Below are 12,851 nucleotides of genomic sequence, written 5' to 3' on the forward strand. Positions count from 1 at the left end.
CAGCTTCCTTCTCGGCCTGGAGACGAGCTTTCTCGGCGGCCTTTTCAGCCGCTTCCTGTTCACGGGCGAGTTTCGCAGCTTCCTTCTCGGCCTGCAGACGGGCTCTCTCAGCAGCCTTTTCAGCCGCTTCCTGTTCACGGGCGAGTTTCGCAGCTTCCTTCTCGGCCTGGAGACGAGCTTTCTCGGCGGCCTTTTCAGCCGCTTCCTGTTCACGGGCGAGTTTCGCAGCTTCCTTCTCGGCCTGCAGATGGGCTCTCTCAGCAGCCTTTTCAGCCGCTTCCCGTTCACGGGCGAGTTTCGCAGCTTCCTTCTCGGCCTGGAGACGAGCTTTCTCAGCAGCCTTTTCAGCCGCTTCCTGTTCGCGGGCGAGTTTCGCAGCTTCCTTCTCGACCTGGAGACGGTCTCTCTGGGCAGCTTTTTCAGCGGCTGCCTGTTCCTTGGCTACTCGAGCTGCCTCTTTCTCTGCGGCGATGCGTGCCTTTTCGGCTTCTTTAGCTGCGGCTTTTTCGGCAATCGCTTGTTCACGCGCGAGGATCACGGCTTCTTTCGCGGCCACATCGGCAGCGAATTTGGCCTCTTGGGCCTCGGCTAGCTGGGTGGCAAACTCACGCAACTGCCGAGCAAGATCCATGGCTGTTTCTTTCAGCGTCTCGGCGGCCTCCGCTGTCACCCGGGGCAAAAGTTCTAGCGAGTCCAGACGGGTGGCGGTGTCGCTGAGAAGTGAGGTAAACTTAGGGTCGAGCTTCGTGGTCATCGAATGTTTGGCTGAAACGGAGGGGTCATGAATGGAGACAGTTTCGACCCTGTAAAGTCACTTTGATGGTCAAATGAACTTCATTTCGTTGAGCGGGGTCATGAGGCGGCAGTCATTCGGAAGGAGAGATGAAACGGAGCTTGAACTAACCCTAGAGACTGCCTCATGCTTTGAACTTGTACATGACGAAAAAGTTCTTCTATCTCGGCCTAGCCGCGCTGCTCAGTGGTTTTATTGCCTCAGGCGAAGTTCCTCAACAGCCTCATGAAAAGCTAACCCTTTTACGCACGCTGAAGATCGACACCGGCACAATCACCACCGTGCAGCGTGATGACTCAGGGACGCGAACCGTCGTCAAACTGGTGCTCAATCCGGCCAAAGGATCAAACATTCATGTCGAGGTTTGGTTGCCCGATGCAGACAAGTGGAACGCGCGCTTTCTCGGGCTAGGCAATGGCGGCGCGGCGGGCAAGATCAATCCCGGGGGCCTAGCGTCCGCGAGCGCGCAAGGTTACGCTGCGGCAACGACGGATATGGGAACCGCGCCCAATCCTGACTCAGGGATTGGCAATCCAGAGGTGTGGAAAGACTTCGGTTATCGCGCCACCCACCTCATGACGGTTGTTGCCAAACAGATCGTGCATGCGCATTACGGTCGGGAGCCAGAGTATTCATATTTTAGTGGTGGCTCAACCGGTGGTCAGCAAGCGCTTCAAGAGGCACAACGTTACCCAGAGGATTACGATGGCATCGCTGCTGCCGTCCCCGCGCATTGTCGCACGCCGCTGCATGCTTACTTCCTGTGGAATGAACAGATTCTCAAACAATGCCCGTTTACGAAGGAGCAAGACGCGATTGTCATCGCCGCTGCCAATGAAGTCATGGCCTCTCGCGAAGTCCCTGTAGCGGCAGGGAAGTTCGTCTCGGATCCTGGTTGCACGCCACAGGACATTGAGGCCGTCATTGCACTGGCAAGGAGAAAGGATACCACCCTGACCGATGATCACGCTGCTGCGCTGAGAAAGCTTTTCAATGGCCCCCGCCATGCGGTGACGGGTGAGCGCATTTTTAATGGCATCCCCCTCGGTAGTTCCATCGATGCCGCGCATGGGCACCTGTATCTTTTTAAATGGGTCTTTGGTGCTGACAAGAAAATGGAGGCGATCAATTTTGGTGCGGACATGGATACCTACACGGCCAAACTTGCTCCATATTTGAATGCCGAGAATCCCGATCTCAGCGCCTTTGAGAAGCGCGGGGGCAAGCTCATCATGACTCTCGGTACCGCTGATTCTGTCGTGCCTTACCATGCCTCCGTAGATTACTACGAACGCGTGATCGGCCACTTTGGCAGTGTGGAAAAAGCGCGTTCGTTTTTCCATTTTTACATTGTCCCCGGCCTCGCTCATGGCGGCGGACCTGGGATCAATCAACCTCCCAATCTGCTGGAGGCCGTCCGGGCCTGGCGTGAACAAGGAATCGTTCCCCATTCTTTGTTAGGTCGTCATGCCACGGAAAATGGCAAAGGCAAAGTCGAATGGGAAATGCCGCTCTACCCTTACCCCAGCCGCACGAGCTGGAATGCGGCGACATCCCGCTACGAAGAAACGGCCGGCCCCCGTGGCTTGGGCCCGCCAGTAGGGATCGAATAAACCTTAGGCAGGGACGACTTTGATCTTGTCGGTTTTCTTGCACAAGGATCGCAACTCCTGTGCAGTTATAGTGAGACGCCGCGTTTCCACGGTAAAAAGTCGTCCTGCCCCAGTGCCACCGCTTTAGGAATGTAGGTGCCACTGGCCGTGGCGATGCAAAGTTCCAGCAGGCTTTCCCCCATCTGCTCCACGCTTTGTTCCCCACTGATGATGGCGCCAGTATCAAAGTCCAAGATATCGCTCATGCGTTTCATCAAGGTGCTATTGGTGGAGATCTTCAGAGTCGGGCAGATGGGATTACCCGTGGGGGTGCCGAGGCCGGTGGAAAAGAGCATGAGGTTGCAGCCTGCACCTGCTAAAGCGGTGGTGGACTCGACATCGTTTCCTGGAGTGCAGTAGAGCGTGAGACCGCCATGTTTGCGGATGGGTTCCCCATAATCCAGCACATCCACAACGGAAGAGGTGCCGCCTTTTTTCGCGGCACCTGCGGATTTGATGGCATCGGTGATCAAGCCATCACGGATGTTTCCTGGGGATGGATTGGCATCAAAGCCTGAGCCACAGGCCTGGGCAGCACCTTCATAAGTGCGCATCAGATGTACAAAACGATCCGCCAACTCTGGCGTGACACAGCGGTCACAGAGACTTTGCTCTACCCCACATAATTCAGGAAATTCAGAGAGCACCGGGGCACCGCCAAGTGCCGCCAAAAGATCTGCCGTATGACCGATGGCGGGATTTGCTGAAATGCCTGAGAAGCCATCTGAGCCTCCGCATTCCACGCCAACGATGAGATCCGAAAGCGGGCATGGCTCACGGCTCTGCTCATTGGCCAGAGCCACACCTTCAAACGTGGTGCGAATGGCACGTGCCATCATGTCCCGCTCCGAGTTGCTTTTCTGCTGCTCAAAGATGTGCAAGGGCTTATTGTAATGAGGATAGAGCGTGGAAAGAGATTCCTGTAAAAGACTGACCTGGGCATGTTGGCAGCCCAGGCTCAAAATCGTGGCACCTGCGACATTGGGAGAGGCGATGTAACCTGCCAGCAAGTTGCAGAGTGCGATGGCATCTTGGCGTGTCCCGCCACAGCCGAGGCCATGCTCCAAAAACTTGATGCCACTCACGTTAGGAAATAGAGGAAGCGGCGAAGCCAGAGCGTCCAATTCCAGTGATGCTAAAGACGTTAGATCTTGGCCATTCCGATAACCGTCAGCCAATCGCTGGGCATATCGTTCATAGGGGGAGCTCTGAGCATAACCTAAAGCACGAGTGAGAGCCTCGCGCATGAAAGCGAGATTCCTGTTTTCACAAAAAACCAGAGGGATGACCAGCCAGTGATTGGCCGTTCCCGCTGGGCCATGATGGCGTTTGTATCCCTGAAAAGTGCGGTTCTTCCAGCGGGATACATCCGGTGCCGACCAAGCCATGTGCTGCTTTTTCCCAGAAAAAGCTGCGGCCTCATGCTTGAGGTTATGCGTGTGTACAAGTGCCCCTGCGGAAATGTTCTGAGTGGCTCTCCCCACGGTGACTCCGTACATGGTGGCTAAATCGCCGGCGACAAAGTCTCGTGCGGCAAATTTATGTTTGGCCTGGATGGGTTCTTTCAAAGTCCATGGCTGCCCCTCAAGTACAGCGGTCTTACCTGCGGGTAAATCATGAAGGGCGACGATGAGATCATCAGCGGGATGGACGCGGAGCAGCATTTGCGGTAAAATGAATGGTTGTCAGGTCTGAGTTTGAATCACGTCTCTTCACTGATCCAGGATTTTACTCCAAACTGATCATACTTCTTCCGTCCATGTCACTTGATGAACGCGATTACATGCGCCGCAGACCTCCGCATTTCGGCGAATGGCTGAAGGGCTGGACGGCGTTCCATGTGATCTTCGCTGTCAATGTGGCCGTATTCTTTCTCCAGTGGGGTTTGCATGAGGCCTGGGTTCGAGATGTTTTAACGGGGGAGTTGATCCGGCCCTGGGGCGGCATCAGTGTAGAGGCGTTAACTTTGGGGCGCTTTTGGACCCCGCTCACCTTCATGTTCGTTCACGATGGTTGGTGGTCGTTTTTGGGGACCATGCTGCTTTTCTGGACTGCAGGACGGCGTGTACAAGTCTTGTTTGGCAGTCGAAGTTTGGTGATCATTTACCTTTTGGCTGGAGTCGTAGGGGCCGCTGTCCAAATGGCTATTTTCGCTTATCTTTTGAAGTCCACTTCTGTTATTTTGATGGGGGCCACAGCTTCGTCTCTCGGGGTTTTATTGGCCTATGCAGTGGCCATGCCGGAAGAGGAGGTGCCAGTGTTTTCGGTGAGTTTATGGACTTTTTTGCGGTTCGTCTTGGGAGGTTATGCCCTTGTCGGGGGGCTTTCACTCTTTGGGGTGCTACCTAGCTGGGTGCCACGAGGGGCAGGGGACTGCTTTGCGCATCTAGGAGGGGGCTTGGCGGGCTGGTATTTTGCACGTTCTCTTGGATACGGGGGTGTACCTGCTCATCTGCTGCATAGTTCGGGTTCCAGTTTAAGAAGGCAGCCACAGATGGTGAGCGCGAGGCGGCCCAGACTTCCGGTGGTGGATGTGGACCTGGAGGCCGTCCGAAAGGAAAATCCACGCAATGATCCCCTGCTTAATCTTATGAAGGACGAGATTGACCCCATCTTAGACAAGATCAACGATCACGGCATGGGAAGCCTAACCAACGATGAACGACGGACTCTGGAGAGGGCCAGTCGTCGCTTTGTGAAATAGGTGAGGGAACGTTAAGGAAGACGCGGAAATTTGTCGAAGTCAGGCTTCCGCTTTTCCACGAAAGCGTTTTTACCTTCTTTTGCTTCCTCGCTCATGTAATACAGCAGCGTTGCATTGCCGGCGAGATCGAGAAGGCCCATTTGGCCATCGCAGTCGGCATTGAGAGAAGCTTTAAGGCAGCGTAGCGCGAGTGGACTGTGACCCAGCATTTCACGGCACCATTTCAGGGTCTCTTCTTCCAGTTGAGCCAGCGGCACCACCGTATTGACGAGGCCCATGTCCAGCGCCTGCTGGGCATCATATTGGCGACAGAGATACCAGATCTCACGAGCCTTCTTTTGACCGACGATCCGTGCTAGGTAACTGGAGCCAAGCCCGCCATCGAACGAGCCCACCTTAGGTCCTGTTTGACCGAAGCGGGCATTGTCTGCGGCGATGGTGAGATCACAGACGACATGCAGGACGTGGCCACCGCCGATGGCATATCCTGCCACCATAGCGACGACAGGTTTTGGCAGCGTGCGGATCTTGCGTTGGACATCAAGAATATTCAGGCGAGGTACGCCATCGTCACCGATGTAGCCTGCATCTCCACGGACTTTTTGATCTCCACCTGAGCAGAAAGCCAGTGGCCCTTCACCACAGAGGATGATCACCCCAACTTCCCGATCTTCATGAAGGATGTCCAGCGCGATGAGCATCTCCTTCACCGTCTGCGGGCGGAAGGCATTGCGTACTTCGGGCCGATTGATGGTGAGTTTGCCGATGCCGTCAGCGGTTTTCTCAAGCTTGATGTCCTGAAAGGTCTGGATGGTCTGCCACATAGAGAGGGAAGTTTACGGTAGTTAGCACGGTGGATGGTTGCAGTGGATGGCAATGGTTAACACAAACCAAACGACTGCCACCCACCGCTAGCAACGGCAGACTTGGTTAAGCCACAAAGTCTGTGTAGCTCTTGAGCTGTTTCAAACGTGCAGCCACATCAGCCTGGGTCACCGTCTGCAACTTGTGTGTGCTGAAGGCTTCACAGGTGTAGCTGGCGGTAACGCTCCCGTGGACGACGGCGGTCTTGAGATCTTCAAAAGTCGGCTTGGTTTTGCCGTTGGCGGAGAGCCAACCCGCAAGTCCGCCGAGGAAGGAATCACCGGCACCTGTGGGGTCAAAAACGGAGTCGAGGGGGTAGGCCGAGCAAGCAAAGAAATCTTCCGTGTTTTCGCCAAACAAGAAGCTGCCGTGTTCACCGCGCTTGACGATGACAAAACGCGGGCCCTTGGCCTGGAGGCGGCGGCCTGCTTCAACCAGGTTGGTTGTGCCGGCGAATTCTTTGGCTTCGCCGTCATTGATGACGAGGAGGTCGATTTTTTTGAGGACGTCATGCAGGCGCTCATTGGCGATGCTGATCCAGAGATCCATCGTATCTGCCGTGATAAAATCGGCTCCAGTGCACTGTTCCAGGGTCTGCATCTGATTGTCTGGGCTCATGTTCGCCAAAACGGCGATCTTGGCAGCGGCACCTGCGGTGGAGAGCTTGGGAGTCCAATGCTCCAGGACGTTGATCGCCACATTGTGGGTGGTGCGGCTGTTCATGTCATCATGATACTCGCCACTCCAAGTGAAGGAGGCACCTGTGCTGCGCTCCAGGCCATCCAGGGTGATGCCTTTGCTGCTCAGAAGGTCAAGATGGCCCTGCGGGAAATCATGACCGATGATGCCGACAAGGTGAACCTCGGGGGTGAAAATGCTGGCTGCCAGAGCTGCGTAGGAGGCAGAGCCGCCGAGCAGGTTCTCCTGGGCATCTTGAGGGGTCTTGACATTGTCCAGGGCGACGGTTCCAGCGATAATGACTGACATGAGATAAGTAGGCGTTTGGGAATAGTTCTTGCAGCGTTGCGCCAGACCTCCGTAGGTTGTCGGGTGCAAAAGGCGGCGGAGTATCCGTTGGGCCTCTGCCGTGTCAATATCGTTCATCCCTGGTCCGCCTGCCTCCATGCGTTTCTCTGTCTTATTGATCACGCTGGCATTACTGCCGCTGGCGATGATCCTGCATGGCTGGATTTTTACCGAAAGGCAACTTCCTCACCTGCGGACGCACGCCATGGCCGCGATGCAGGAAAACGGCATCCGCGCGGCTGTAGCTGACTTGCGATATTTGGACCTGAGAGTGGCTGGAAATGCCGCGGATCTGGCCTCTCTCGAAAAAGCCAGGGCTGCTTTGGCTTCGCTAGGGCCGGTGAGGGTAGTGTCAGATGAATTAGGGATCCCTGCCAACCTGCGTGCCCGTTTAGAGGGAGGCACTTTATTTCTAGACGGCTGGTTGCCCGAGGCTGACAATATTCTTCAAGTTCAGCAACTGCTGCGCAAATTACGCCCTGACTTGGAACTCCAGACGGGGGGCTTGCAGCATGATGCTCAGGTCCGTTGGCCAGAGGGGGAAAAGGGACCTCTCACCGTAGATAGTCGGCTTTTGGGACCCATCATTGAAAAACTCAGGGTGGCACCATGGTTGGAAATGATCCGTGATCCTAACGGGTTGATGGCAAAGGGGATCTTATCCGCCAATGGGCTGAGGGCGGCCTTGGTGGCGAATTTCCCAGAGATGAAAATGGAGGAGCTTTTGGAGAGCACGCATACTCTGTCTGCCACCTTTTCAGATCCTGCATTGCTGCTGCCTCTGGTAACACGCTTTTTTCAGGGGGCTTCCCCTCGCCGCATTTTAATCAATGATGAGGGAGAACCTTTGCTAGAGGCTGCGGCCACGCGCACTTTGGAAAGTGAATGGTTGGCCCTGCTGCGACCTGTCACAGGTGGGAAAAAGGTCGTTTTAAATTTAACTTTTTATCCTTCCGAATATCACCTGCCAGATTACCGACCCCAAAGCCCACTTCAGGTGGATCAAGTGACGACTCTCCAGGAGGTTTTAGCCGGGCAATACATATCCTTTTCCCCTGGCAGCGCTACGCTAACCGCAGAGCAGCAAACGAGGTTGGCCGCTTTGACGCCGCTTTTACTGACAGCAGGCCCGGCCGCCCGTTTCGTGATAGGTGGTCATGCTGTTCCTGGGGAAAACTCATCGCAAGATAAGGCTCTGGCTCTAGCCAGAGCGGAGCAAGTGCATGCTTTTTTGATTGAGCAGGGGCTTCCTGCGCGGGATGTGAAAACAATGGCGTTTGATTCAGTCCCTGCTGGCACAGCAGGCGCTCCTGCGCAGATTGACAGTGTCGAGATTTTGCTGCGCTGATCCTTTGATATGAAGTACGAGTTCACTTCCCTCGAATCCGGCCCTTTGCTGTATTTTTTACTGCATAGTGGGGTCTTTGTGGCAGGGATTGGGTGCCTTTTTTTTCTTCTGGGACTTTGGTTTGGTGCTCTCACATGGGGGCGTTATCGGAGGCAGAATCAGCGATTGCAAGAAGAGTCCAATCTGCTGAGGGAAGAGATGGCGGGGCTCAAACGAAAGCTGGCAGAACAGGCTGTGCGACCTGTGACTGGGGCCTTGCCCGCAGTGGTCCCTACAGCTCTGCTCACTGAGGTTTTGCCCAGCGTCAGTGATATTTTTCCCGAACAGCGTAGCAGTGTTGGCATGGCTGCGACGCTCCCGCCTGATCCTGTCACAGAGCCTAAATTGGCGATTCCTTCCATTCCCGATCTTCCAGAAACGCTTCGGCCTGAACGCAGCCCGGTTGGTGAAGTTCCCATTTTTCGATCCCGCCTGCGTTTGAAGTCCATCGCTGACTCTCCTGCTTCTACTCAGGAAGAGCAGGCGGTGGAGCCCTTTTCTTTCCTCCTACCAGAGGAAGATCCCGACACTGCTGATTCAATGTCGCCAGAAGATGCTGAGTCCACCGAGGGTACGCCAATCTCTGCCCTGAGTTTCATTCTGAATCCTGATTCCACCGCGATCACGGCCCCTGTTTCCGCTCCACCTTCCGTCATTCCAGAGAATGATCCTGTTCTAGGATTGATTTTCAAAGAACGTCCTGCCGACGTGGATAATTTGACCCGTCTTCAAGGCATCTCGCCGACGTTACAAAATCGGCTGCAAGAACTTGGCATCTATCGGTTTCAGCAAATCGCTAGCTGGAACCACTCTCATGTCCGTGAGTTTTCCCGCCGTCTCGCCTTCAAGGATCGCATTGAGCGCGAGCGTTGGGTGGAGCAAGCTCGCCGTTTTATGGACGGCGAACTGGTTTGATTTTTCGAGGCGACCCCTAGGAAGGAACAAATTACCGTTCTTTGGAAGACGGCGCGTTCAGGAATTTACGCACTTCGTTGAAGAAGCCGTCAGGTGCCGCTTGCTGGGCATGGTCACGCACTCCTTCAAACCAGCTTTGGGTGCTTGGTGTGTGGCTATTGGCGACCTTCAGGAGCAATTCCATGGTGATGGGGACTGCCTGTCCAGTATGAATGGCTGCCGAAAGGGCGAGTTCTGCCGCACGGTCAAAAACCCATCCCAGATCTGCCCCAGAGAAACCGACCGTGGCCTCGACCAAAGCATCCACATTCAAGTTGGAGATGGGTTTGTCTTTGGCCAAAAGCGTGATGATCTGCGCCCGCGCGCCCGCATCTGGGGGCTGAACGAAGATGGCCTGGTCAAAACGACCTGGACGGCGGAAAGCAGGGTCTAGCGACCACGGCTGATTTGTGGCACCAATGACGAGCACCCGTTGATTCTCACGCAAACCGTCGAGTTCATGGAGGAACTGATTCACCAAATTCCGAAGTTGGCTTTCGCGCACGTTGCGGCGGTCTTGAGCCAGGGAATCTAGGTCATCGAAAACGAGCACGCATGGAGCATTTGCACGGGCGGTTTCGAAGATCTGATGCAGATTCCGCTCAGTGCTACCGAAGTAGGGATCAAAGATCTCATGCAGACCTACCGAAAGGTAATTGCACGGGACTTCCCCCGCGACAGCGCGCAGAACGAGTGTTTTACCACAGCCAGGAGGGCCGTAAATGAGGATACCACCTCCGGTGCGGCGACCGTAGGCTTTGTAAAGATCCGGATATTGAAGCGGATAAATGATCTTCAAACGGATCTCTTCTTTGAGCTCATCCATGCCACCGACATCGGCAAAGGTGGTCTCAAAGCGATTTGGATCTCCCGGCGTAAAGAATGTCTCTGGCCGCCAGTCATAGGGCGGCTCATCAAACGGATCATCGTAGAATTCCTGGGAGGATTCTCCTTCTTCGAGAGTGTCATTACCACTGGTCGGGGGCTCCGGTGTGGATGGGGCGGGGGATGTGCGGCGAGCGTCACGAGCGGTGCGGCCCAGCTCGCGTTCAAGCGCAGGATCGCTCATCGTCCCATCAATCTGGGCAGCACGGTCAAAATGCTCGATGGCTTTGGCGCGATCATTCTCGCTCAAGTGAACTCGACTCAGGAGCAAGTGCGCTGAGGCGTTATCAGGTTCCTGCAACAGGACGCGCTCAGCACGTACAGCGGCTCCGGAGGCATCACCTTCCATGAAAAGCACTCGAGCGACTCCCAACTGGGCGTCGGTATGGTCAGGATCAATCGCCAGCACACGTTCGAATGCCTCACGGGCATCTTCTAACTGCAACAAGTCCATGCACGCACGGCCGAAGAGTAGAAGTAGAGAAACATTGTCTGGCGACTGCTCAAGAGCGTCGCGGATGGCCTGGAGGGAAGACATAGCCTTTAAATCAGGGGGGTGATGGCACAGGGGTGCTCACACAGTGGCAGTTAAAAGCGGCTGGCGGCGGATGCGAGAGATTTCTTTCGCCTTTCATAGGGTTCTACGTTCCGAGTTGAAATCAAGCTGACCCAGTCTCTTGATGGAGACGTTGATTTTTTGACCCCGTATTATTTACCTCATGCTTTTTGACTGGATTGCCGCTGCTCGCCCTAAAACTCTAGGGGCTGCGATTGCCCCTGTGGTGGTGGGTTCTGTTCTCGGGTGGAAAATCAGTGGGCAGTGGAGCACCTGGCTTCTCCTCTGCACGTTGGGTAGCACGATTGCGCTGCAAGTTGCGACGAATTGGTTCAATGATGCCCTGGATTTTATGAAGGGGGCAGATACTCAGGCTCGAGTGGGCCCACGCCGCATTACGGCGGCTGGGGTGATGTCTCCCCGCACCGTCATGACAGCCGCCTGGGGCATGCTAGGCGTAGCGGTACTGCTGTCTCTTCCGCTGATTCAGGCGCGCGGCTGGGCCATTGTGGTGATCGGTGTCCCGTCACTGTATTTTTGCTACGGCTACACGGGTGGGCCCATGCCTCTGGCCTACCGCGGGTTGGGCGAGTTGTTTGTGATCTTGTTTTTTGGTTTTGTGGCCGTTTTAGGCTCCGCTTTTGTCCAGTCTGGGGAGTGGCTGGTGGCTGGACTAGTGGCCGGATTTCAGATTGGCTGCCTCTCCACGGTTTTGATTGCCATCAATAATCTGCGGGATCAGGCGGAGGATCGAACCACGGGAAAGCGCACTTTGGCAGTCCGGTTTGGAGTGACTTTTGCACGAGTAGAAATTACGGCGTTGATCATCCTGGCTCATTTGGCGGGTTTATATTGGTGGGAAAATGATTTTCCCCGGGCATTAACGGTGCCGCTGGCGGTGGTCCCTGTGGGCTTGTTTCTGATTTTGAAAATTTGGGTTTTACCTCCTGGTCCAGCTTACAATCGACTTCTTGCATTGAGTGGCATGCAGTTATTGCTTTTCGCCGCGTTGTTCTGCTGGGGCGTATCTCGAACACACTTGACGCACCTTTGAGTCCTGATCTCCAACCCATCTTCATTTACGAATACCTGCTGCGCAGTGGGGTAGCACTGAATTCAGCCTCCCACCGCCGGGTCTTTCCCGGGGCTTTATTGCGAGTTGGTGAAGGCTACGGTTGCGTGCATCCATGGCCTGAATTTGGGGATGCCCCTGTGGAGGAACAATTGCGCCTTTTAGCAGATGGAGTCACGACTCCGGTCACCGCCATGGCCTTGCGCTGTGCCGCTCTAGATGGGGCTGCCCGCGAAGCCGGGGTGAGTCTTTTTGAGGGGTTGGACATCCCTCGAAGTCACTACTCCTGGAGTTTTGCCCAGGACACTCGCCCTCAGTTCGAGCGAGTGATGGAGGAAGGATGGCTTGCGATTAAGGCCAAGGGCTACGCGAATTATGGTGAAACCACGCGTTTTCTGGAAAATTGCGCGCGCATGTCTGGCGGGCAGAATTTGCGATTCCGGGTCGATTTTAACGGATGCCTAGACGCGGAGTCATTTCAGAAGTTCATCGAATTCATGCCTCTGCGAGTTTACCGCCAAATGGATTTTGTGGAGGATCCTTTTCCATACGATGCGGCTCTGTGGGCTGGGGCTCAGTCGCGCTGGGGGGTGAAATTGGCGTTAGATAAAGGCTGGCGTGATGGCTCCGAAGGCTTTGAAGCGGTGGTCGTCAAACCAGCCCGGCGGGATTGGCGCAGTGTGGCTGAAAGACATCCCGAAAAACCTTTGATCCTCACCTCCGCCATGGATCATGGACTGGGACAAATGTTTGCTGCTTATGAAGCTGCCGTAGCGCAAAAGGAGATTGGCGAACGGGTTGGGCTATGTGGTCTGAGCACTCAGCATTTGTTCGAGCCGGATGGTTTTTTTGAGCGCATCCAGGTCCTTGGGGGATGGATGACGCCTGACCTTAGTGGCGGTGGACTGGGTTTTGGCGATGTCTTGAAAAAACTGCCCTGGCGGCCTTTGAAGTAGAT

General features: G+C 55.1%; 10 protein-coding genes and 1 pseudogene. 6 read left to right on the top strand and 5 right to left on the bottom strand.

Translation table 11 applies throughout. The features are described 5' to 3' along the window. Window positions 1-754 (bottom strand): annotated as a pseudogene (locus HNQ64_RS10995) (signal recognition particle-docking protein FtsY); the annotation flags it as partial. A 182-nt stretch (window positions 755-936) separates the two neighbouring features. Here HNQ64_RS10995 and HNQ64_RS11000 point away from each other — a divergent pair. Continuing rightward, entirely contained in the window at window positions 937-2,406 is a 1,470-nt protein-coding gene (locus HNQ64_RS11000) for a tannase/feruloyl esterase family alpha/beta hydrolase (RefSeq protein ID WP_184208458.1), read from the top strand. Between the two features lie 65 nt (window positions 2,407-2,471). Here the strand turns inward: HNQ64_RS11000 and HNQ64_RS11005 are convergent, their stop codons facing one another. Next, the gene (locus HNQ64_RS11005; protein WP_184208460.1) at window positions 2,472-4,109 is read right to left on the bottom strand and encodes a UxaA family hydrolase; all 1,638 of its coding nucleotides are present in this window, start codon (window positions 4,107-4,109) and stop codon (window positions 2,472-2,474) included. 95 nt (window positions 4,110-4,204) lie between these two features. On the opposite strand from HNQ64_RS11005, the gene HNQ64_RS11010 reads away from it, so the two are divergent. Continuing rightward, window positions 4,205-5,149 (top strand): rhomboid family intramembrane serine protease, encoded by a 945-nt coding sequence (locus tag HNQ64_RS11010; RefSeq protein ID WP_184208462.1) that lies wholly within the window; start codon window positions 4,205-4,207, stop codon window positions 5,147-5,149. Window positions 5,150-5,160: 11 nt separating this feature from the next. On the opposite strand, the gene menB is transcribed toward HNQ64_RS11010, so the two are convergent. Then, window positions 5,161-5,973, bottom strand: coding sequence for a 1,4-dihydroxy-2-naphthoyl-CoA synthase (gene menB, locus HNQ64_RS11015; RefSeq protein ID WP_184208464.1), 813 nt, complete (start codon window positions 5,971-5,973; stop codon window positions 5,161-5,163). 106 nt (window positions 5,974-6,079) lie between these two features. Next, complete coding sequence (locus HNQ64_RS11020) at window positions 6,080-7,117, bottom strand: PfkB family carbohydrate kinase (RefSeq protein WP_246431023.1); 1,038 nt, start codon at window positions 7,115-7,117, stop codon at window positions 6,080-6,082. Between the two features lie 19 nt (window positions 7,118-7,136). Here HNQ64_RS11020 and HNQ64_RS11025 point away from each other — a divergent pair, with 19 nt between their 5' ends. Together HNQ64_RS11025 and HNQ64_RS11030 are read left to right on the top strand one after the other, a co-directional pair. Further along, on the top strand, window positions 7,137-8,387 hold the full coding sequence (locus HNQ64_RS11025; RefSeq protein ID WP_184208466.1) for an OmpA family protein: 1,251 nt from the start codon (window positions 7,137-7,139) through the stop codon (window positions 8,385-8,387). A 165-nt stretch (window positions 8,388-8,552) separates the two neighbouring features. Further along, window positions 8,553-9,341: a hypothetical protein gene (locus tag HNQ64_RS11030; protein ID WP_184208468.1), complete on the top strand. Its 789-nt coding sequence runs from the start codon at window positions 8,553-8,555 to the stop codon at window positions 9,339-9,341. A 31-nt stretch (window positions 9,342-9,372) separates the two neighbouring features. Here HNQ64_RS11030 and HNQ64_RS11035 read toward each other — a convergent pair whose 3' ends face one another. Next, complete coding sequence (locus HNQ64_RS11035) at window positions 9,373-10,803, bottom strand: ATP-binding protein (RefSeq protein ID WP_184208470.1); 1,431 nt, start codon at window positions 10,801-10,803, stop codon at window positions 9,373-9,375. Between the two features lie 181 nt (window positions 10,804-10,984). On the opposite strand from HNQ64_RS11035, the gene menA reads away from it, so the two are divergent. Next, window positions 10,985-11,875, top strand: coding sequence for a 1,4-dihydroxy-2-naphthoate octaprenyltransferase (menA, locus tag HNQ64_RS11040; RefSeq protein WP_184208472.1), 891 nt, complete (start codon window positions 10,985-10,987; stop codon window positions 11,873-11,875). Then, a complete protein-coding gene (locus HNQ64_RS11045) occupies window positions 11,872-12,849 on the top strand; it encodes a hypothetical protein (protein WP_184208474.1) in 978 nt (325 codons plus the stop codon). Before menA ends, HNQ64_RS11045 begins: the two co-directional genes overlap by 4 nt. Window positions 12,850-12,851: the final 2 nt, after the last annotated feature.

The sequence above is a fragment of the Prosthecobacter dejongeii genome (assembly GCF_014203045.1).
GTDB classification, from domain to species: Bacteria; Verrucomicrobiota; Verrucomicrobiia; order Verrucomicrobiales; family Verrucomicrobiaceae; genus Prosthecobacter; species Prosthecobacter dejongeii.

What these genes read in the sequence shown, in the direction of transcription:
- HNQ64_RS11000 (WP_184208458.1), top strand. Translation starts at nt 937, where the DNA reads ATGACGAAAAAGTTCTTCTATCTCGGCCTAGCCGCGCTGCTCAGTGGT.
- HNQ64_RS11005 (WP_184208460.1), bottom strand. Translation starts at nt 4,109, where the DNA reads ATGCTGCTCCGCGTCCATCCCGCTGATGATCTCATCGTCGCCCTTCAT.
- HNQ64_RS11010 (WP_184208462.1), top strand. Translation starts at nt 4,205, where the DNA reads ATGTCACTTGATGAACGCGATTACATGCGCCGCAGACCTCCGCATTTC.
- menB (WP_184208464.1), bottom strand. Translation starts at nt 5,973, where the DNA reads ATGTGGCAGACCATCCAGACCTTTCAGGACATCAAGCTTGAGAAAACC.
- HNQ64_RS11020 (WP_246431023.1), bottom strand. Translation starts at nt 7,117, where the DNA reads ATGAACGATATTGACACGGCAGAGGCCCAACGGATACTCCGCCGCCTT.
- HNQ64_RS11025 (WP_184208466.1), top strand. Translation starts at nt 7,137, where the DNA reads ATGCGTTTCTCTGTCTTATTGATCACGCTGGCATTACTGCCGCTGGCG.
- HNQ64_RS11035 (WP_184208470.1), bottom strand. Translation starts at nt 10,803, where the DNA reads ATGTCTTCCCTCCAGGCCATCCGCGACGCTCTTGAGCAGTCGCCAGAC.
- menA (WP_184208472.1), top strand. Translation starts at nt 10,985, where the DNA reads ATGCTTTTTGACTGGATTGCCGCTGCTCGCCCTAAAACTCTAGGGGCT.